At 33.3% G+C, this 22,336-nt stretch carries 18 protein-coding genes; 14 read left to right on the top strand and 4 right to left on the bottom strand.

Annotated features, from left to right (window positions below; genetic code table 11):
• Positions 1-79 precede the first annotated feature (79 nt).
• The 3 genes from BR43_RS01810 to BR43_RS01800 all read left to right on the top strand — a co-directional run bounded on the left by BR43_RS01810 (position 80) and on the right by BR43_RS01800 (position 4,141).
• The gene (locus BR43_RS01810) at positions 80-1,105 is read left to right on the top strand and encodes a ComEC/Rec2 family competence protein (protein WP_034558866.1); all 1,026 of its coding nucleotides are present in this window, start codon (positions 80-82) and stop codon (positions 1,103-1,105) included.
• Positions 1,106-1,108: 3 nt separating this feature from the next.
• Positions 1,109-1,360, top strand: a complete 252-nt coding sequence (locus tag BR43_RS01805) for a DUF3006 family protein (RefSeq protein ID WP_034558865.1) — start codon at positions 1,109-1,111, stop codon at positions 1,358-1,360.
• Positions 1,361-1,690: 330 nt separating this feature from the next.
• Positions 1,691-4,141, top strand: coding sequence for a M60 family metallopeptidase (locus BR43_RS01800; RefSeq protein WP_034558862.1), 2,451 nt, complete (start codon positions 1,691-1,693; stop codon positions 4,139-4,141).
• A gap of 53 nt (positions 4,142-4,194) precedes the next feature.
• On the opposite strand, the gene BR43_RS01795 is transcribed toward BR43_RS01800, so the two are convergent.
• Positions 4,195-4,629: a GNAT family N-acetyltransferase gene (locus tag BR43_RS01795; protein ID WP_034558860.1), complete on the bottom strand. Its 435-nt coding sequence runs from the start codon at positions 4,627-4,629 to the stop codon at positions 4,195-4,197.
• A 251-nt stretch (positions 4,630-4,880) separates the two neighbouring features.
• Here BR43_RS01795 and BR43_RS01790 point away from each other — a divergent pair, with 251 nt between their 5' ends.
• The 5 genes from BR43_RS01790 (at position 4,881) to BR43_RS01770 (ending at position 11,025) form a co-directional block, all read left to right on the top strand.
• Positions 4,881-5,927, top strand: coding sequence for a M42 family metallopeptidase (locus tag BR43_RS01790; protein ID WP_034558858.1), 1,047 nt, complete (start codon positions 4,881-4,883; stop codon positions 5,925-5,927).
• An 82-nt stretch (positions 5,928-6,009) separates the two neighbouring features.
• Positions 6,010-7,149 carry an AI-2E family transporter gene (locus BR43_RS01785; RefSeq protein ID WP_051933773.1) on the top strand — a complete coding sequence of 380 codons (1,140 nt, stop codon included), beginning with the start codon at positions 6,010-6,012 and terminating at the stop codon, positions 7,147-7,149.
• A 310-nt stretch (positions 7,150-7,459) separates the two neighbouring features.
• Complete coding sequence (locus BR43_RS01780; RefSeq protein WP_034558856.1) at positions 7,460-8,818, top strand: FAD-dependent oxidoreductase; 1,359 nt, start codon at positions 7,460-7,462, stop codon at positions 8,816-8,818.
• 138 nt (positions 8,819-8,956) lie between these two features.
• The gene (locus BR43_RS01775; RefSeq protein WP_034558854.1) at positions 8,957-9,529 is read left to right on the top strand and encodes a thermonuclease family protein; all 573 of its coding nucleotides are present in this window, start codon (positions 8,957-8,959) and stop codon (positions 9,527-9,529) included.
• Positions 9,530-9,714: 185 nt separating this feature from the next.
• Positions 9,715-11,025: a hemolysin family protein gene (locus BR43_RS01770; RefSeq protein ID WP_034558852.1), complete on the top strand. Its 1,311-nt coding sequence runs from the start codon at positions 9,715-9,717 to the stop codon at positions 11,023-11,025.
• An 82-nt stretch (positions 11,026-11,107) separates the two neighbouring features.
• On the opposite strand, the gene BR43_RS01765 is transcribed toward BR43_RS01770, so the two are convergent.
• Positions 11,108-11,578, bottom strand: coding sequence for a hypothetical protein (locus BR43_RS01765; protein WP_034558850.1), 471 nt, complete (start codon positions 11,576-11,578; stop codon positions 11,108-11,110).
• A 291-nt stretch (positions 11,579-11,869) separates the two neighbouring features.
• Here BR43_RS01765 and BR43_RS01760 point away from each other — a divergent pair, with 291 nt between their 5' ends.
• Positions 11,870-13,447 (top strand): peptide chain release factor 3, encoded by a 1,578-nt coding sequence (locus tag BR43_RS01760; RefSeq protein WP_034558848.1) that lies wholly within the window; start codon positions 11,870-11,872, stop codon positions 13,445-13,447.
• 105 nt (positions 13,448-13,552) lie between these two features.
• Here BR43_RS01760 and BR43_RS01755 read toward each other — a convergent pair whose 3' ends face one another.
• Entirely contained in the window at positions 13,553-13,828 is a 276-nt protein-coding gene (locus BR43_RS01755) for a DUF1827 family protein (RefSeq protein ID WP_034558846.1), read from the bottom strand.
• Positions 13,829-14,045: 217 nt separating this feature from the next.
• On the opposite strand from BR43_RS01755, the gene BR43_RS01750 reads away from it, so the two are divergent.
• Complete coding sequence (locus BR43_RS01750) at positions 14,046-15,398, top strand: TrkH family potassium uptake protein (protein WP_211252894.1); 1,353 nt, start codon at positions 14,046-14,048, stop codon at positions 15,396-15,398.
• Positions 15,399-15,454: 56 nt separating this feature from the next.
• Here the strand turns inward: BR43_RS01750 and BR43_RS01745 are convergent, their stop codons facing one another.
• The gene (locus BR43_RS01745) at positions 15,455-17,707 is read right to left on the bottom strand and encodes an ATP-dependent Clp protease ATP-binding subunit (RefSeq protein ID WP_034558842.1); all 2,253 of its coding nucleotides are present in this window, start codon (positions 17,705-17,707) and stop codon (positions 15,455-15,457) included.
• A 717-nt stretch (positions 17,708-18,424) separates the two neighbouring features.
• Here BR43_RS01745 and BR43_RS01740 point away from each other — a divergent pair.
• From BR43_RS01740 to BR43_RS01725, 4 genes are all read left to right on the top strand, one after another.
• A complete protein-coding gene (locus BR43_RS01740) occupies positions 18,425-18,616 on the top strand; it encodes a hypothetical protein (protein WP_034558840.1) in 192 nt (63 codons plus the stop codon).
• Between the two features lie 178 nt (positions 18,617-18,794).
• Positions 18,795-19,061, top strand: coding sequence for a phosphocarrier protein HPr (locus BR43_RS01735; RefSeq protein ID WP_034558838.1), 267 nt, complete (start codon positions 18,795-18,797; stop codon positions 19,059-19,061).
• A complete protein-coding gene (ptsP, locus tag BR43_RS01730) occupies positions 19,061-20,782 on the top strand; it encodes a phosphoenolpyruvate--protein phosphotransferase (RefSeq protein ID WP_034558828.1) in 1,722 nt (573 codons plus the stop codon). Before BR43_RS01735 ends, ptsP begins: the two co-directional genes overlap by 1 nt.
• A 370-nt stretch (positions 20,783-21,152) precedes the next feature.
• On the top strand, positions 21,153-22,331 hold the full coding sequence (locus BR43_RS01725) for a glycosyltransferase family 4 protein (protein ID WP_034558826.1): 1,179 nt from the start codon (positions 21,153-21,155) through the stop codon (positions 22,329-22,331).
• Positions 22,332-22,336: the final 5 nt, after the last annotated feature.

Below are 22,336 nucleotides of genomic sequence, written 5' to 3'. Positions count from 1 at the left end.
TTATATTAGATTCAATTATTCATAAGATGGTGAAACTGAGTTTTTTTCTACTCAGTTTTTTTATAAAGGAGTGAGCTTTTTGCCACAAAAAAAACAGAAAAAAAGAACGTCTTCTAAGAAATCAAAACAATTAAAAACAAATTATTCATTGGTATTATTCATTTTATTTATAGGTGTGTCACTAGGCTTGATAATTGGACAAAATACAGATTCCACAGCCAGCTTAACTGAAAAAATCACTCAAATTCCTAATCAAATAGAAAAGTATATAAATAAAAATATAGAACCAAAAAAACAATCAAATCCAAAGATAAAACCAGTTGTAACTGAAGAAGTTACGATGCGTTTTTTGGATATTGGTCAAGGGGATGCGACATTAATCCAGGGAACAGACGGCACTAATATTTTAATTGATACAGGTCGTTACGATGATAAGGAAAAGCGAATCATTAATTATTTAAATGAGTATATTGGTGTCGGAGGTAAAATCGATCTGCTAATTCTAACTCACAACGATTCAGATCATATTGGCAATGCTGATTTAGTAGTGGAGTATTTTGATGTCAAAAAAGTGTGGATGAACGGACATGATACAACAACTAAGGTTTATGAGAAGGTCATAGATGCCATTGGAAGTAAAAATACTTCCTACGAAGAACCAAAAAGTGGTGAAACTCAAAAAATAGGTCCATTTAATCTAGAAGTGTTTAATCCAACAGAACTGGCTAAAAGTAATCAAAATGACGATTCAATTATTACCAGAATCTCAATTGGAAGTTTTAGTAGTTTATTCAGTGGGGATGCAGCAAGTCGTGTTGAAAAAGAAATTATTGAAAAGAATCTGCCTGTCCAATCAACCTTATTCCATGTTGGCCATCATGGTTCTAAAGAAAGCAATAGTTTGGTCTGGTTAAATAAAGTGAAACCAGAGTTAGCTATCTATTCAGCTGGAATAAATAATAGTTACAACCATCCTAGCACTGAAACCATTGAACGATTAGACAGCTTGAAAATTCCAACTTATGGAACAGATAAAAATGGTACGATTACTGTTACGATTGATAAAGCGGGTCAATATAAAGTCAAAACTGAAAAGGAGCCGTAAAAAATGAAACTGGTTTTAGAAGAAATTGATGATAGAATTGCTCGATTGATTCCTGATAATGGAACGGCTCCATATTATCTGACAGTGGATGATTTGCCAAAAGACTATCAAATTGGAGACGTATTAAATCTTAGTTATTTAAAAACAGAAACAAGCACTCTTCGGAAAATTGAAAAAGTCGCAAATGAAAAAGAAAAACGTTTAAAAGAGATGAAAGCTAAACGTGAAGCGTTGTTAATTAAAAAAATCAAATAAGTTTTAAGAGCGTGAAATAAAATTGGAAAATAGTTTTATTTCACGCTCTTAATTTGTAAAAAAGTTAATTAAAAAGTAGTTTCTTCAATAATAGCGTTGTGAAATTAAAAAAAGTTAAAAGCGAGTAAATCATTATCATTATCTATCTATTTATCGTATAGGAGTGCCTTTAAAAAAAATTGTGACTCCTAGTTTATTGCGAGAAGCTAATCATTTTTTTCCTTGATACTTTTTTTTTTCCAAAAATAGATAAAAAATGTGAAAACAAAATGATAGAAAATAGCGTATAATAATCATGTTAAAAGAATATTAATATCTTGGAGGATGATTATGAAAAAAATTAGTTTAGTTGCAATTTTTTTAATTGGTTTTATGATGCTGATGACGCAACAACCAATTGCTACAGCAACAGAGAATCAGATTATTGAAATTACAGGGAAGGATACCCCAACAAATGTTCAAAATCGTTTAGGGCGTCGCTTAGCATTTTCAGAATGGGAAGCAACAGGTTTTTATGTAAAAAAAGGTGAATCGGTTACCATTACAGTAACAACAACAGATGAGTTTAAAAATAACTTAGTGAAAGCAAGTATTGGAGCTCCTAGACGAGATACCGTTAGTACTTATTCTTTAGTAGTTGGTGAGAATACATTCATTGCAACATCTGAAGGTCCATTATTTTTATCAAATAGCAACAAAGGTGGAAAAGTTCACTATGAGATTAAAAGTGAGTTAGAAAAAATTCCATTTTTTAAATTAGGTGAAACTACGAATGCTGAATTTCAAGAAATGTTGAAGGTAAATCCTACAGCAAAAGCAGTTCAACTAGTTAGTAGAAAAGCAATCCTGACAGTTGATTATGCACAAGTCAAAAAGTATAAAGTTGATCCAACAGTTTTGATGACTTACTATGATACGTTTTTAGATGCAGAAGATAAAATTTCAGGAGTAGAAGAAAATGGTCGTGAAGATTATTTAGGAGATCCACATTTTCAACACTTTGTTACTCATACAGGAACGTCAGCTTATATGTACGCAACTAATGGTCATATGGGATTTAATGGGGATGCGGCAGCTAATCGTTTATTAACAACGACTAATGGTTGGGGTCCGTGGCATGAAGCAGGACATCAACATCAACAACCTGCTTGGACATGGGCAGGAGTTAGTGAAGTGACAGTTAACCTTTATTCCATGACGGCTCAAGAAGCTACATCAGGCAAAAGATCAGCTGCGGTGGACAAGGAATATCCTGGATTGCAGACTTATTTCAAAAAAACAACTAAAGATTATGAAACATTAAATGTCACTGCAAAATTAGCTATGTTTTGGCAATTAAAACTTACATTTGGTAACGAATTTTATCCACAATTGCATCAAATTTATCGAGTGATGCCAAATTCAGAAAAACCAAAAAATGATGAAGAAAGAAAACAGAAGTTCATGCTAGAAACATCAAAACTAGCTAATGTAAACTTAACTACTTTCTATGAGATGTGGGGAATGAAGCTAAGTGAAGCTACGAAAGCAGAACTAGCAAAATTACCACCATTAACTAAAAATATTTGGGAAAATAGTAATACAACAGAAGTTACATTGGATTTGCCCGCTGATAAATACGAGTATAATCCAGCATTGTATTATTTAAAAAAATCAGTTTTGGAATTTAATATAACAGATAATGCGGTGAAAGTTGTTCTAGATTCTAACTGGCTAGCGAATTACAATTATCTAGTTACAAGAAACAATCAAATCATCGCAGAAGTTGATAATGGAGAAGTTCTTTACGGAGTTGGGAAAGCAACAGCCAAAAGTTTAGAAATTACCACACCAGATAAAGTTAAAGATAATGACATTGTGGAAATTTTTGTATTAGATAAAACGTACCGTTATCTGTCATTAGCTAAACTGAAAGTAACAGATCAAACCTTATTCCAAGACTTAAATGCATTATTTACTGATGCAAAACAAACTGCTTTAGTTGACAGTGTTTCTCAAGACCAACTATCAACACTACTAGAAAAAATCAATACAAGTGACCGTAAAGACGCGTACTTGGTTATTTATCAAAAAGCACAACAGTTATTTGTAAACAAATTAGTTGCTGGGGTTAAAGTGTTAGAAACAGGCGTTCAAATTAATCTAGCTAGTTCAATCTATCAACAATACTCGATTGAAATGGAGCTTAATAATGAAAAAGTTTCAAGCTTAGATTTAGGAGTAGCAAATAACTCAACGATAGGAGTAGAAGCAGATTGGCTAGTTCCAGCTGTTTTAGAAAATACTAACGTAATGAAGCTTAAAGTTCCTATGGCCGACAAAACGTATACCATTTATGAGTTAACAACTAATGATACAATTATTGAAAAACGCTTGGATGCATTATTTACTGATGCAACTCAAACACAATTAACTAGTACTGTAACTCAAACGGAACTTGATCAAGTAAAAAATGCTATTACATCTAGCGGAAGTACTCACGTTGGAAACTACACTAAGAGATTAGAAAAAGCACAACAACTATTCTTGCAAAATCTATTCAAAAAATTTAACTACGCAAATAATAAGGTAGAAGTTACTTTTGCGAATGATTTATACAAAAATTATACAATTGTGCTAATTAAAAATGGTAGTTACGCTTCAGATATAGCCAAAGGAGCAGCTCATTATTCCTTATGGAATAGCACATATAAAGTTTGGACAACGGGTAATGTAAAAACAACTGACGCCTATTTTATTGAAGTGCGTTTACCAGGTAAAACTTATAGAATTAAAAACTAAGAGTCAAAAAAAGATGGCAGAAAGTTTAATTTCTGTCATCTTTTTTTCTTGAATTAAGCAAGTATTTTTTTCATATTGTGGTGAGGAATGTTTGCTTCTACAAAACCTGCTCCATCAATTTGGTAGTTTAACTTTTCATAAAAGCCAATGGCATGATCTTGAGCGCCAAGTACTAATGCATGAACTCCAGCTTCTCTAGCCGTCCGTTCAATTTCTATCATCAAGTCTTCACCTAAATGTTGACCACGAAATTCTGCTAAAACAGCCACTCGCTGAATTTTATAATTGTTTTCTTTGATTGGATAAATCCGAGCCACAGCAGCTGGTATGTTGTTGCTATACCCGATAACATGCAAAGTTTTATTTTCTAAGTCATCAATCTCAATTGCTGGATCTACTTGTTGACCCTCAATAAAGACTTTTTTCCGGATATTTAATCCGTCCTGATATGCTACAGAATTTAAATCAGTTGTCCATTGGAATTCCATAAAATTACCTCCATCATTAAAATAAAAACATGAATCACAACAGATTCAACGTTCTTTTAGCGTAGCATAATTATGCAGTCAAAACAAGAATTTAGTAGTGAATGTAAGAACGAAAAGGCGTGACTAGTTTGAGATGCGACTGAAATTGTTGCATAAAGAAAAATTCTTTGTTTAGAAAAATGTTTCTGCTGTTTATTTCTATCATAAGTAAGGTATACTAAGTTTATATAAACTGGATTGGAGAGAGACGAATGGAAAAAAACACCATTGAATTAGTATCAGAATTAACAAATATTGCCTCACCTACAGGCAATACTTTTGAAATCATTGCCCATATTAAAAAGCTAGTCGCTAAATGGGGGTATGATGCAAAAGTGAATCACAAAGGTTCATTGATTATCACAGTAAAAGGTCAGAATCATAATGAACAACGATTTGTTACGGCTCATGTTGATACTTTAGGGGCAATGGTGAGAGCAGTTAAACCAGATGGACGTTTAAAGCTAGATTTAATCGGTGGCTTTCGATTTAACGCGATTGAAGGTGAGTATTGCCAGATTCACACTACAAATGGAAAAATTTATAGTGGAACCATTCTTATGCATCAAACAAGTGTCCATGTTTATTCAGATGCTGGAACAGCCGATCGTAATCAAACGAATATGGAGGTTCGGGTTGATGAGAAAGTTCAAAATGATATAGAAACAAAAGCATTAGGAATTCAGGTAGGAGATTTTATTAGTTTTGATCCACGAACTGAGATTACTGCAAGTGGCTTTATTAAATCACGTCATTTAGATGATAAAGTTAGTGTAGCGATTTTGCTTCAATTTTTAAAGAAAGTAAGTACAGAGCAAATCCAATTACCTCATACAACGCATTTCTTTATTTCTAATAACGAAGAAATAGGCTACGGAGGAAATTCTAATATATCAGATAAAGTTGTTGATTACTTAGCGGTTGATATGGGCGCTATGGGTGACGATCAACAAACAGATGAATATACAGTATCAATTTGTGTGAAGGATGCTAGTGGTCCTTATCATTATGAATTTAGAAAAGAACTCACAGCTTTATGTGAAAAAAATCAAATCCCTTATCAACTAGATATTTATCCCTTTTATGGAAGTGATGCTTCAGCTGCGATGAAAGCTGGCGCAGATGTACGCCACGGATTGGTTGGTGCAGGAATTGAAGCAAGCCATGCTTACGAGCGAACTCATCAAGATTCAATTGATGCAACAGAAAGATTGATTGAAGCTTACTTATTGAGTACAATAAAGAGTGACAATAGATAATTTTTTAGAATTTTTATTTAGAGTCATCTTTTTTTAAAGAATAGAGAATAAATCAATAGTAAAAAGGAGCTGGTTTTAATAAATGGGTCTGTTTAAGAATTCCAAACTGATGTTTTGGAGTATTTGGTTATTAGTGATTGCAGCTTTAATTTTTATGTGCACTAAAATTGATTTTTTATTTGCTCCAGTAGGAACTTTCGTTTCAACTTTATTTGCCCCAATTATGATTGCTGGATTTTTATTTTATATGTTAAATCCAGTTATTAATTTACTAGGTAAATTAAATATTAAACGAAATTATGCCATTTGGATTGTATTTTTATTGTTAGTGGGAGCGATTATCTTTTTAGCATTAGCTGTTATTCCTAATTTAGTTACACAAATTGGGCAGTTAATGAATCATTTGCCTCAGTATTTGAAAGAGTTGGAGAAAGTATCCAACAACATCATTAATCAACCATGGCTTAGAGAATTGAAGTTAGACGATAGATTGAAAGAATCCGATATTTCAATTGGCAAGATTGCAACAAATGTGTTTGGAAGCCTAACAACTAGTTTAGGTTCAATCATTGGTGCGGTAACCAATGTTACGTTAGTGGTATTAACCGTTCCGGTTGTACTCTTCTATATGTTTAAAGATGGGGACAAATTTGGTCCATCTGTTACAAAATTCTTCCCTAGCGATTATCGTGGAAAAGTTTTAGAGTTATTAAAACAAATGAGCAATACCGTTGCTTCTTATATTAGCGGACAAGCATTAGTTTGCCTTTTTGTTGGAACCTTTACGTTTATTGGTTATCTAATTATTGGCTTGCCATATGGTTTCTTATTAGGCTTTATTGCTGGTGTAACCAATATTATTCCGTATGTTGGACCATACTTTGGATTAGTTCCAGCAGTCATTATCGGTCTGACTGTATCACCTCTAAAAGCTGTACTAGTTTGTGTCGTTGTTTTAGTTGTGCAGCAAATTGATGGCAATTTAATTTCACCAAATGTTATTGGAAAATCTTTATCTATGCATCCATTGACAATTATTGTAATTTTATTAGTTGCTGGAAATTTGGCTGGAATTATTGGAATGATTTTAGGTGTGCCTTTCTACGCTGTGGCAAAAACTGTTATTCTTTATATTCGTGATATTTTAAAATTGCGTAAAAATCATTTAGCTCTGGCAAGAGAACCGTCAAAAGTAAATCCAGAAGACGAAAATTCAGAATGATGAGTTAATTGGGTAAAATTGAATTCAAAAATAAAAGTTTAAGAAAATAGTAATTTTGTAAAAAGTTGACTATTAAAATTTCACTAAGTTTTTACGAAATACTTAGTGAAACTTTACTCTTAAGCTTTTTTTCTTTGATTTAGTTTGTGAAAAAAGTGCGGAATAAAATAAAAAATGAAAAATATTATCAAAACTATAGATTAAACCATAGTATTTTGAAGGCTCATGTGATATAGTTATTTAGTAATAATGATTATTGTTATCAATTAGCTTATGACTATATAGGCTTAAATATAGGGGGAATTTATTGATGAAAGTAGTAGTAGTAGGCTGTACCCATGCAGGAACAGCAGCAGTAAAAACAATCTTAACAGAACATCCAGAAGCTGAAGTGTTTGTTTTTGAACGAAATGATAATGTGTCATTCCTTTCGTGCGGTATTGCACTATATGTTGGTGGAGTAGTAAAAGATCCCGCTGGATTGTTTTATTCAAATCCTGAAGAATTAGCAAGTATGGGTGCTACAGTTAAGATGGAACACAATGTACAAAGCATTGATACAGAGAAAAAATCTGTATTAGTTGAAGATATTCAGAATGGTGGAACCTTTAGTGTTGATTACGACAAATTAGTCATGACAACTGGTTCTTGGCCAATTATCCCACCAATCGAAGGCATTAAGAATAAAAATATTTTATTATGTAAAAACTACAATCAAGCCAATGAAATCATTAAACAAGCTGAAACAGCTGAAAAAATCGTTATTGTTGGTGGCGGTTATATTGGGATTGAATTAGTTGAAGCATTTGCTGAATCTGGTAAAAAAGTAACCTTAATTGATGGGTTAGACCGTATTCTAAATAAATATTTAGATAAAGAATTTACTGATGTTTTAGAACAAGATTTACAAGAGCGTGGTGTAACTTTAGCATTAAATCAAGCAGTTGAAGCATTTATTCCAGATGAAACTGGAACTGTAAAATCTGTTAAAACACCAAAAGGTGAATACGAAGCTGATTTAGTTATTTTATGTGTTGGATTTAAACCGAATACTGAATTACTATCAGGTAAAGTAGAGATGTTACCAAATGGTGCCATTGTTGTTGATGAATATATGCGTACAAGTGATCCAGCAATTTTTGCTGCTGGTGATAGCTGTGCAGTTCATTACAACCCAACTGGTGGTTCAGCATATATTCCCTTAGCAACAAATGCAGTTCGTATGGGAAGCTTGGTTGGAAAAAATATTGCTGGTGAAAAAGTAAAATATCGCGGTACACAATCAACTTCTGGTTTATATTTATTCGGTTTCAACATTGGTTCAACTGGAGTCAACGTTGGAAGTGCGCAGCACTTTGGTTTAGACGTTCGTTCAGTTGTAGTTGAAGACAATTACCGTCCTGAATTTATGCCTACAACTGAAAAAGTAACAATGAAGTTAGTTTATGAAGTAGGAACAAACCGTATTGTTGGTGGACAAATTATGTCGAAATACGATGTAACTCAATCAGCAAATACCTTATCGTTATGTATTCAAAACAAAATGACAACTGAAGATTTAGCTTATGTTGATTTCTTCTTCCAGCCTCATTTTGATCGCCCTTGGAACTATTTAAACATCCTTGCTCAAGCAGCGTTAGAGCAAGAACGTAAATTAGCAGAAAAATAAATCGTTAACTAGTTACTCCTTAATTATTTAGGTGGGTAGCTAGTTTTTTTCATTAAATAGAAATTTCCACTATGCCCTTAGTAAAATTTATGCTAGAGTATGATGGAAGCTTTTAATGGAAGAGAGAAGGAAATGACTATGAAGAATATGAAACAAATTATTTCAATTGTGACGGCAATAGCAGCGATTGGAATTGGTGCTTTATTTGTTAATGAAAATCAACAGCCTAGTGAAACAAAGACACAAGAGCAGCAATCGGCTCAATCAAAGGATCAAACCGAAGTGACTCTAGAAAGAGTTGTGGATGGTGATACTATTCTTATGAAAGATAAAGGTGAGCGTAAAAGAATGCGTCTTCTATTAATTGATACACCTGAAAGTAATACGCAAAAGACCGGAAGCGCTCAACCATACGGGAAAGAAGCAAAAGAATTTTTAACAAGCTATTTAAAAGGTAAAAAACTAACCATTGAGTATGATCCCAAACATGAAAAAGTTGATCAATATGACCGAACCTTAGCCTATCTTTATGCAGATAACGAATTGGTAGAGGAAGTTTTATTAAAAGAAGGGTTAGCACGTTTAGGCTATTATTCAGGTGATGAATTATACTTTCAAAAGTTAAAGGATGCGGAAGAAAGTGCAAGAAAGGCCAAGAAAAATATTTGGTCAAAAGATGGATATGTTGGGAAAAAAGGATTTAATGACTAAATAATGTATAAATCTATGAAGTGAACTTAAGCTGAACTAGTAAATTAGTTTCGTTTAAGCTTGCTTTTTTGTTTTTATAAAAATAACTAACGTGTTTTATCGGTATTGTCATTGACTAAGGAATATGCTATGATTAAATTCACTAATAAAAAATAAATTGAAAAGAAAGAGGAGTGGATGTTTGAATGACCCCTGACCCTGAAAGTCAGTCGATTGTTGGACAATTGATTTTAATTTTAGCTTTAACGCTATTAAATGCTTTTTTTGCTTCAGCAGAAATTGCATTAGTATCTCTTAATAAGGGAAGAATGGAAAACCAAGCGAATAATGGAGATAAAAAGGCTCAACGACTTGTGAAATTACTAGAAAATCCAAACAGTTTTTTAGCAACAATTCAAGTTGGGATTACGTTAGCCGGATTTTTCTCAAGTGCGTCAGCTGCTACAAGTATTGCAACTAGATTAGAACCGGTATTTGGAAATGCTGTTTGGGGAAAAGAAGTTTCAATTATTGTAGTGACGGTTATCTTATCTTATGTAACGTTAGTTTTTGGAGAGTTGTATCCTAAAAGAATTGCCATGCAAAAAGCAGAGGCTGTTTCTAAATTTAGTGTCGGTTCGATTACTTTAATCGGAAAAATTATGAAACCTTTTGTGATGCTCTTATCTTTTTCAACAGATCTACTAGTAAAATTAACACCAATAGAGATGGTAAAAGAGGAAGAAAAACTAACACGAGATGAAATGCGTTTTATGCTAGAAAGCGGTCAAAAGGACGGTATTCTAGAAGCTTCAGAATTTCATATGATAAAAGGTGTCTTTTCCTTAGATACTAAAATGGCTCGTGAAGTAATGGTACCAAGAACAGATACCTTTATGATTAATATTGAAGATAGCGATCAAGAAAATATTGATTTGCTATTGGATTGTCGCTATTCACGAGTTCCCGTTTATAAAGAAGATAAAGACTCGATTGTTGGTGTGATTCATCTAAAAGATGTATTAAAAGAAGCTAAACGAGTGAGTTTTGAAAAAATTGAGATACAATCAATTTTAAATGAAGCATTATTTGTACCGGAAACAATTTTCATTGATGATTTATTGTTTGAATTAAAGAAAACACAAAATCAGATGGCCGTCCTTTTAGACGAATATGGCGGCGTTGTAGGAATTGTGACACTGGAAGATTTAGTTGAAGAGATTGTTGGCGAGATTGAAGATGAGTATGATGAAATTTCCGATTTATATGCTAAAGTAGATGACCGAAATTACATTATTCAAGGTCGAATGCCTATTGAAAAATTCAATGAATTATTTGATTTAGATATAGAAGGCAAGGATGTTGATACAATTGCAGGCTATATGTTAACTGAATTAGGTACAATTCCAGAGAATAATGAGAATATTTCGTTAAAATTAGATAAAGTTGAATTGATTTCTAAAGAAGTTGAAAGTACCCGTTTAATGTCAATTCATGTTAAACTTTTAAACACTTAATACTGCAAAAAATGATAAAATTTTAGAGCGTGAGTCAAACTATTTTGTAGTTTGATTCACGCTCTTTTTTAGAAAAAGAAGGTTAACCCATTATTTCATTCATATGCCCAACCAAGTAACTCATATATCCAGCCAAAATAGATTGGAATGCAGCAGTAAAATAGACACGAATACGAACAGAGTAATTAAATAGATCTTGATAAGAAATGACCAAAGTACCTTTTTCTAGCTCATTAGATAAAAATTGACCAATGTAGGCTTCCATTGAAAAGGTCATTGTACTAAGATCTTCCAAAGAAGTTGAAATGGCTGCTCGATTCTCACCAAAGTGGTGATGCTCTTGATTCATTTCTTTGGATTTAAACGTATGTGCTAAAGATTTTTTAAATAGATAAGTAACTTCAACTTTCAAATTTTCACTAAATTCATCAAAATTTGAATGCAACCGATATTCTTGTGTTTTTGTATAATAAAATGTAAACCAACCATCTATAATCTCTTTTTTATGTTCATACAGAAATTGATCGATTAGTAGATATCTTTTATAAGCCATAGTTTGCTCCTTCCATAAATGGTCTTCTAAATTAGTTTAACTAAAATCATAGATTAAGTCTAGAAGTTATCTTGAATTATTCGTAAGGTGTGACAATCTTCTATTAATAGTAGAAAGTTTTTAAATTGGGATTTAAAAAGGCGCCTTAAAATGCTATAATAAGCTAGTTAATGTTTCTTTTGGAATGATAATTAAATAAACTAAGAGGAAATTGGTGAAGAAATGTAGTCAGCAATTGAACTATTAAATAATTAAATTAGATAAAATTTGAATAAATGAGGGAATGATACGATGGAGCAAAAATTAAAAAAAGAAGTAGCATCGCGTAAAACCTTTGCGATTATTTCGCATCCAGATGCTGGTAAAACAACAATTACAGAACAGCTTTTACTTTTTGGTGGGGCGATTCGCCAAGCTGGAACGGTAAAAGGTAAAAAAACAGGTAAATTTGCAAAATCCGATTGGATGGAGATTGAGAAACAACGTGGGATTTCGGTAACAAGTTCAGTTATGCAATTTGACTATCAAGAAAAGCGCGTAAATATCTTAGATACACCAGGGCATGAGGATTTCTCAGAAGATACCTACCGTACTTTAATGGCTGTAGATAGTGCTGTGATGGTCATTGATAGTGCAAAAGGAATTGAGCCACAAACAAAGAAATTATTCAAAGTTTGTCGTATGCGCGGGATTCCTATCTTTACATTCATCAATAAACTAGATCGTGATGGAAAAGAACCGATTGATTTACTAGCAGAACTGGAAGAAGTATTAGAAATTGATTCTTACCCAATGAACTGGCCAATTGGTATGGGTAAAGGATTATTAGGATTATATGATAACTATAATAAACGCATTGAAATTCACCGCCCTGATGAAAATGGCGGTGAACGCTTTGTTGAATTAAATGCAGAAGGTAAAATCGAAGGAGATCATCCAATTAAAATTTCTAATGTTTACGATCAAGCGTTAGAAGATATTGAGTTGTTAAATGAAGCTGGAAATGAATTCTCAGAAGAACGTATTGCTAGAGGTGAATTAACACCAGTATTCTTTGGATCAGCCTTAACGAATTTTGGTGTACAAACATTCCTAGATACGTATTTGCAATTTGCTCCAAGTCCAACAGCCCATAAAACAGATGATGGTGAAAAAATTAGTCCATACACAAGTGAATTTTCAGGATTTGTCTTTAAAATTCAAGCCAATATGGACCCTGCTCACCGAGATCGGATTGCCTTTTTACGTATTTGCTCAGGTCAATTTGAACGTGGAATGGATGTGACCTTATCACGAACTGCTCGTAAGATGAAGTTATCTAATTCAACTCAATTTATGGCGGAAAGTCGTGAAACAGTGGAACATGCTGTTGCAGGAGACATTATCGGATTATACGATACAGGAAACTTCCAAATCGGGGATACTTTATTTGAAGGAAAAATGAATGTATCCTATGAGAAGCTCCCACAATTTACTCCTGAGATGTTTATGAAAGTTAGTGCTAAAAATGTAATGAAACAAAAATCATTCCATAAAGGCATGAATCAGCTTGTTCAAGAAGGTGCGATTCAGCTTTATAAAACGTATCACACTGAGGAATACATTCTAGGAGCTGTAGGACAATTACAATTTGAAGTTTTCCAACACAGAATGCTTGGAGAATACAATGCGGAAGTTATTATGACCTCTATGGGGAATAAAATTGCTCGCTGGATTCGTCCGGAAGATCTAGATGAAAACATGTCTTCAAGTCGTAACTTATTAGTACGTGATCGATACGATCAGCCTTTATTCTTATTTGAAAATCAATTTGCGATGCGTTGGTTTAATGATAAGTACCCAAATGTAGAATTAAGTGCATTGCTGTAAAAAATAATAAAGTCCAGGATTTACCTTATAAAGGTAAATCCTGGACTTTATTATTAGCTAAACATTGTTTTTAGACAGCTAGGTATCATGGTTTAGCAGATTGTATTATAAATTAACAGAGATTTCAACTAAATTAGGTGCTTTCAGAATATCAACATTATCCGGAGTAGTTTCTAAAATATCGGAGATTGCAAAACTGACTTCATTGTTTTTAATATTGCGCATTTTATTTGTTAAAATAACATCTTTATGAGTAGCAGCTCCTGAATAAATAATGGTTGTTTGACCTAAGGAATAGACTTTGATAAAGACTGCATCTGTGTTTCCTAACTGTTCTGTGACTAAAGCAGAATGACTATTAGTTACATCGATTAATTTCATTTACTTCTCACCTCTTCGAGTAGTTTATCTTATCAATTCTATTATATAATTAATGGTAGTGTTTATCAAAGATTATAGCCTATTTATTTCATCTTTTTATTTGGTGAAAATGTGATAGAATTAGTTATACTATTCAAGGGACCAGGTACATAGTAAATGGAAAAATAGTTATCAAAATTAAGAACTGGAGGAATAAGCTTTGTCAAAAATAAAAAAAATGCTGCGAAAATTGGCTGGTCGATTTTCTTCGATTCAAATGATTGTCATTTTTTACTTTATTGCAGTGATGATTGCTGCAATTTTATTAGCTTTACCCATTTTTCGGATGCCTGGAAGTTCGTTATCTTTTTTAGATTTGATGTTTACTGCTGTCAGTACAATTAGTGTAACAGGGTTAACCACAATTGATTTAGGAACTACTTATAATCGTGGTGGTATAGGCCTGTTGATGGTTTTATTTCAACTAGGCAGCTTAGGTATTATGATGATTTCAACTTCATTTTTTATTTTATCAAAACGTAAGATTTCGTTAAAACAAAGACAATTAATTATGGCTGATATGAACCAACCTAACTTAAGTGGTATTGTTCGATTAATTCGCGATGCATTAGCGATTATTGTCTGGTTTCAGATTGTGGGAGGTTTTATTTTAAGTATTTATTTTTTACGTTTTTACTCTGTAAAAGATGCTTTCTTTTTTGGATTTTACAATGCTGTGTCAGCAGTAACTAACTCAGGAGCAGATATTACAGGAACATCATTAATGGATTTCTCCCAAGATTATTTTGTCCAAACGATTATCATGTTATTGATTGTTGTTGGTGGAATTGGATTTCCTGTCTTAATTGAAATTAAAGCTTTTATCAAGTATAAAAAGAAACGACATGATTTACCGTTTCGTTTTTCCTTATTTGCTAAAATATCGATGTGGGCTTTCTTGATTTTATTTGTAGTTGGTAGCATCTTGATTTGGTTGTTGGAAATGAATAGCTTTTTTAAAGGAATGAATTTTACAGAAAGTGCATTTTATTCAATGTTCTTTTCAATTAGTACAAGAAATGCCGGATTGTTAACAACGCCATTAGGTAATTTCAGTGATGGAACACTATTATTATTCTCATCCTTGATGTTTGTGGGAGCCAGTCCCAGCTCGGTAGGTGGTGGGATTCGGACGACTACTTTGGCAATTGTCGTACTGTATTTGTTCTCATTTATTAGAAGTCGTGAAAATATCAATATTTTTGGTCGCCGTATTCATAATGACGATATAAAGAAATCAATTGTCGTCTTAAATTTATCCATTGCTTTATGTTTTTTCAGCGTATTAGTCTTAAGTGTCACGGAAAAACATAGTTTGATTTCGATTGTTCTAGAAGTTGCTTCGGCATTTGGAACAACAGGTTTATCCCTAGGAATTACTCCTAGTTTATCAATTTTTGGCAAAATTATGATTATGCTTTTAATGTTTATTGGTCGGGTAGGGATGTTATATATGCTGATGCTACTTGTACCAAAAGAAAAAGAGGATTTAAATTATTTATACCCAACAGAAAAAATTATTACAGGATAATAAGTGCAAATAAAAAGAACAAATCCCTAGATAACTTTGGGGATTTGTTCTTTTAGTTATTCTTCGTCAGCTGTTTTAGTTAAAACGACTTCAGAAGTAGGTGCATCTATCTCTTTTGCTAAAACTTTGATTTCATTGGCATCATCCAATGTTGCAGTTAAAATCTTAATCTCTGGATGGTCAAGATAGAAGTCAGCAATCTTGTCTTCTATTTGTTCTTGAATCACTCGACGTAAAGGTCTAGCTCCCATCTTAGGATCATACCCAAGTTCAACTAATTTTTCTTTTGCACTTTGATCCACATCAATTGAAATCCCTTGATCGACTAACATTGTATTCACATCTTGTAACATTAAATCAACGATTTCAATTAAATGAACTTTATCTAATTGATTGAATTCAACAATCGCATCAAAACGATTAATAAATTCAGGCTTGAAAAAGTCTGTTAGTTGGTTGAGCACGGAACTTTGTTTAGAACTATTTGTAGCAGCAAAACCAACGTTAGCCTCAACATTTCCAGTACCCGCATTACTAGTCATAATAATAATCGTATCTTTGAAACTAACTGTACGTCCTTGAGCATCTGTTAGGCGTCCATCATCTAAAATCTGTAAGAACATATGCATTACATCTGGATGAGCTTTTTCAATTTCATCTAATAAAAGAATGCTATACGGATTTCGACGGACTTTCTCTGTTAACTGTCCAGCTTCATCATAGCCAACATAACCAGGAGGGGAACCAATTAATTTAGCAACACTGTGTTTTTCCATATACTCACTCATATCAAATCGAATAATAGAATCCTCAGTTCCAAATAATTCAACTGCTAGTTGTTTCGCTAATTCAGTTTTTCCAACACCGGTTGGTCCAACAAATAAGAAGGATCCAATTGGACGATTCTTTTTATTTAGTCCAATTCGATTACGACGAATAGCTTTAGAAACTTTTTCAATGGCTTCATTTTGTCCAATCACATGTTTCATTAGATCATCAGCAATATTACGCAGTTGAGTTTGTTCTTTTTCTTTAATATCCCCAACTGGAATATTGGTTTTCATCTCAATGATTTGTTCCATATCTTTTTCAGTAACGATTGGTTTTTCTGTTTCAGGTTGTTGCTGATCGCGCATAGCAGCTAGTTTAGTTGCTTGGTCTCGATAAAAAGCTGCTTTTTCATAGTCTTCTTGCTGAAGAGCGGCTTGTTTTTGAGCAGCAGCTTCGGCTAGTTTGTCTTCAATAATTTTAGGATCAACTGTTTGAATCGTCAAATTTTTCTTAGAACCAGATTCGTCAAGTAGATCAATTGCCTTATCTGGCAAGAAACGATCCTGAATGTACCGACTAGATAGAGTTACAGCACTTTTAATGGCTTCATCTGTATAGCTAACTTGGTGATAATCTTCATATTTTTTTTGAATTCCTTTAAGAATAGTAATCGTTTCTTCTTGAGTAGGTTCATCAACTCGAACAGGTTGCATCCGACGTTCTAAGGCTGCATCTTTTTCAATAGTACGGTACTCTTTAAGAGTGGTTGCACCAACCATTTGCAATTCTCCACGAGCTAAGGCAGGTTTTAACATATTGCCTGCATCCATACTACCCTCAGCACTACCAGCACCTACGATTTCATGAACTTCATCAACAAAGAGGATGATTTGAGGATTCTTTTTCAATTCGGCCATTAATTGTTGCATACGTTCTTCAAATTGACCACGAATTCCAGTACCTTGAACTAGGCTAGCAACATCTAAACGAATTACTTCTTTATCCATTAGTTTTTGAGGAACATTGCCTTCAATAATTTTTTGAGCTAATCCTTCAACGACAGCAGTTTTACCAACTCCCGGTTCTCCAATTAGAACAGGATTATTTTTAGTTCGGCGATTTAGTATTTCAATCACACGTTGAATTTCATGATCGCGTCCAATAACTGGATCGATACTTCCTTGTTTGGCTAAATCAGTTAAGTTGGTACCATATTCTCCCAATAAGCCGCCTTGACTACCATTTGGTCGTCGACCTCCACCATTTCCACCACCAGTTTGAGTTGGAGGTAAATTTTGTGAATGTGGCTGACCTTGAGCGGGTTGATTCCCTTGCAATGATTTAAATAAATCATCTAAACCACCAAGTCCAAAAGGATCTGGCGAACTAGGGCGGTTCATTTTTAAATCGCCACGTTCTTTAGCAGCTTTTAATTCTTGATAGCAATTTTGGCACAAATCAATTTGTCCTCGTTGGCCGTTCATACTTGTATATAAATGAATTGTTGCATCGTATTGATTACAGTTTTGACATAACATAAAAGTCACAACCTTTCGATAATAGTGTTTGTTTTTAGTTTTAAGCAAAGAACAGAAAAAGGCACAACAAGTTTACTGAATAAAAAGGCTGACCTTTACTGACCTTGATGAATATCATTATACACTGACCTTTATTGACTTTCAAGTTCTTTGCTTAGATTTATTGATTTTTAGTGTATTTAAAAATGAACATTGTGAGAATCTGTCGACCTACGATAGTGTAAAAAAGTGGGGAGATCGACAGATTTGCCCTAGCCCATGCTAATACTGGTTTCTTGATGATAATTTGGTGAAGTTATGTTAAAATGAAAACAAAGAAATCTAAAAAAACACGAGGTCGACAGAGTAGCCTTTCTAACCCCTTGATACTACAGGGTTAATTGGGGTACCTGTTTTTAATCTAAAATAGTGAAATGTAAATCACTATAAGAGCTACACTTTAGCGTCTACCTATTCCGTTTTTAATCTAAAATAGTGAAATGTAAATAGTCTTCAATTAGGAAAATTCTAGTTTCTACTATATTATATAACCAAGCTGAAACCATCATTATTAAATAATAATGAGTAAATTGGATGATTCGTATTCTCTGATTTGTAGTATAATAAATTTGTGATTAACAGAGTTTAAGCGTATATTGGAAGAGTTAGTTCACAAGAAAATCCTAAGTATTTTTCTCTTGATGAAGAATGTAAAATAACTAGAAAGAAGGGAATTTAATGTCATCTGAAGAAATGCAAAATCAAGTGGATGAACTGGTTGCCGGCAGTATTTCAGAACTGTTAGTTAAAAAGGAAGATTTCATGATATTTAGAACAATTTGGCTAAGTCATCCGCAAAAAAATCAAATTGTTGGAGAAGCAAAACTTCGTGGTGAAACCATTTATCGTCTGGTTCCGACTGAAAATTAAAAGTTCGGTAAAGAAAAGCAGAAAATAGTTGTAGAATGATGTAAAAAATGGTAATCTTTAAAGATGAAAGGGTTATTTTTGAATAATCACTTATTAGAAGGCGATTTTTCGACTTTTAATTGTGTTTTTAATTGTAACTCTAAAATAAAATATATATTTTGAAGGAGACTTAATTATTATGGAAAAACGCGAATTTCATGTAGTAGCAGATACAGGGATCCATGCACGCCCAGCTACATTATTAGTGCAAACAGCAAGCAAATTTAACTCAGATATCAATTTAGAATACAAAGGTAAATCTGTAAACTTAAAATCTATCATGGGAGTTATGTCATTAGGCGTTGGCCAAGGTGCTGATGTTGTCATTACTGCTGAAGGTGCTGACGAAGCTGATGCTATCGCTGGAATCGTAGAAACAATGAAGAAAGAAGGCTTAGCTGAATAATGGTTGAAATGTTAAAGGGGATTGCAGCAAGTGATGGCGTAGCTATTGCTAAAGTTTATATGCTAATTGAACCCGATTTATCATTCAACAAAATTACAGTTGAGGACTCTGCTTCAGAAAATGAACGTCTTGCAAAAGCATTAGATAAAGCAAAACAAGAACTTGAATTGATCCGTAAAAAAGCTGCTGAAAGCTTAGGTGAAAAAGAAGCTCAAGTATTTGATGCCCACTTAATGGTTCTTTCTGATCCAGAATTAATCGGGAACATTGAAAGCAACATCAAAGACAATAAAGTAAATGCTGAAAGTGGCTTAAAAGACGTTACGGATATGTTTATCGGTATGTTTGAAGGCATGGAAGATAATCCTTACATGCAAGAACGTGCAGCTGATATTAAAGATGTTACAAAACGTGTAATGAGTCATCTATTAGGTGTGAAATTACCAAATCCTTCAATGATTGATGAAGAAGTAATCGTTGTTGCTCATGACTTGACACCAAGTGATACAGCACAATTAAATCGTCAATTTGTTAAGGCTTTTGTAACCGATATTGGTGGACGTACATCGCATTCAGCTATCATGGCTCGTTCTCTTGAAATTCCAGCAATCGTTGGAACAAAAGAAATTACAGCTAAAGTTAAAGAAAATGATATGCTAATTGTTGATGGCCTTAAGGGAGATGTTTTAATTCACCCTGAAGCTACTGATGTAACAAAATATGAAAAAATTGCAGCCGATTTCGCAGCTCAAAAAGCTGAATGGGATAAGCTGAAAAATGAAAAAACGCTAACTGCTGATGGAAAACACATTGAGCTAGCTGCTAATATTGGAACACCTAAAGATTTAGTTGGTGTGAAAAATAATGGTGGAGAAGCTGTTGGTTTATACAGAACTGAATTCTTATATATGGATTCTCCTGATTTTCCGACAGAAGATGATCAATATGAAGCTTATAAAGCTGTTCTTGAAGGTATGGAAGGCAAAGCAGTTGTTGTTCGGACGATGGACATTGGTGGAGATAAAGAGTTACCATATTTAACTTTACCACATGAAATGAATCCGTTCCTAGGCTACCGTGCAATTCGTATTTGTTTAGCGCAACCAGATATGTTTAGAACTCAATTACGGGCCTTGTTACGTGCTTCTGTTCATGGACAATTACGCATTATGTTCCCTATGATTGCTACACTTGGCGAATTCCGTCAAGCAAAAGGCATGTTACTTGAAGAAAAAGAAAAATTAGTTAAAGATGGCGTTGCAGTTTCAAACGATATCGAAGTTGGTATTATGATTGAAATTCCAGCAGCAGCAGTAATTGCTGACAAATTTGCTAAAGAAGTTGATTTCTTCAGTATCGGAACAAATGATTTGATTCAATATACAATGGCAGCAGATCGTATGAATGAACGCGTTTCATACTTATACCAACCATATAATCCATCAATTTTACGTTTAATTAAAAATGTAATTGATGCTTCTCACAAAGAAGGTAAATGGACGGGTATGTGTGGTGAAATGGCTGGAGATCAAACGGCAGTACCATTGTTAATGGGTCTAGGCTTAGATGAATTCTCTATGAGTGCTTCAAGTATCTTGAAAACTCGTAGTTTAATGAAACGTCTAGATACAACAAAAATGGCTGAATTAGCAGAAAAAGCAATCAATGATTGTGATACTGCTGAAGAAGTTGTTGCATTAGTTGAATCTTACACTAAATAAATAAACTATAATGACTATGAGCAGATTTTGCTTATAGTCATTTTTATTTTGTAGGGAAATGCTGCTATACGTGGATTTATACATAGTAAATCATTAAGAAATTCAGAATTCCATCTATTTTAAATGAAAAATTGTGTATTATATGGTAATCTTAATTCAGAGGGGTACCTTTATTTGAACTAGGCAAAACTTGTCTTTTTGTTTGTATCGAAGTAATTGTCTTAGCTTAAAATAAGACTTAAGCCTACAAGTAAATGCAACTTTAGGTGGATACAAAATTATGGAATTACTTTTAAAATAAAAGTATAGATAATGGTGTAAGTCGTTTTAGAGCTTATTCATCGAAACAAGAAGAAAAAGGAGTGTTAAAATGAATATTGGTATATTTACGGATACGTATTTTCCACAAGTAAGTGGGGTTGCAACATCAATTAGAACTTTAAAAGAAGAATTGAATTCAAAAGGGCATCATGTAACAATCTTTACTACCACTGATCCTAAAGCGGATTTAACAGAAAATCATATTATTCGTTTAACAAGTATTCCATTGTATTCTTTTAAAGATCGTCGAATTGCTATTGGCGGCACTTCTTTAGCTTTGAAAAAAGCAAAAGAATTGAATTTGGATATTATTCATACTCATACAGAATTTAGTTTAGGCTTTATTGGAAAGCACGTTGCTGAACACTTGGATATCCCTTTAGTTCACACGTACCATACAATGTATGAAGATTATTTACATTATATTGCAAAAGGAAAAATTTTGCGTCCTAATCATGTGAAATTACTGTCGCGCTATTTCTGTAATCAAACAGTTGGCGTAATTGCACCAAGTGAAAGAGTATTAAACCAACTTGAAGAATATGGTGTAGAAGAAGATATACAAATTATTCCAACTGGTGTAAAATTAAACCAATTTAAATCAGTGGATTCCAAAAGAAATATCCGTAAGGAATTAGATTTAACTGAAAATCAGCCAGTTATTCTTTCGCTAAGTCGTTTATCAAAAGAAAAAAATACTGAAGCTATTTTGTTAGCAATGCCAGAATTACTCATAAAAGAGCCACAACTTCAATTGGTTATTGTTGGTAAGGGTCCGCGAAGAGAAACATTGGAGAAGCTAGCTCAAGAGTTAAAAATTCAGGAACATATTTATTTTCTTGGAGAAAAACCTAGTGAAGAAGTAGCGAATTATTATCAAATGGCTGATTTATTTGTTAGTGCTTCTGAATCAGAGTCACAGGGGCTAACATATATAGAGGCAATTGCTAGTGGAACCAATATTGTTGCTAAAGAAAATGCTTATACTCGTGAGTTGGTTAAAGAGAATCAGTTTGGAGCATTATTTATGGAAGACAAAGATTTGGCTAGAACTATTTTAGAAGCATTAGCAAATGTAAAAAGACAAAATAATATGGTTGGGGAACGTAACCAACTTCTATCAGATATCTCATCCCAAACTTTTGGAGAGCGTGTTATTCGCTTTTATGAAGACAGTGGTCAACGGTATCAGTTAGAAGTGACTGAATATGTCAAAAGTGCAAAATAAGAAGA

The sequence above is a fragment of the Carnobacterium gallinarum DSM 4847 genome (genome assembly GCF_000744375.1).
In the GTDB taxonomy this organism is placed as follows: domain Bacteria; phylum Bacillota; class Bacilli; order Lactobacillales; family Carnobacteriaceae; genus Carnobacterium; species Carnobacterium gallinarum.
Note: the sequence above shows the minus strand (reverse complement) of the source record. Positions and strands in the feature narration are given on the sequence as shown.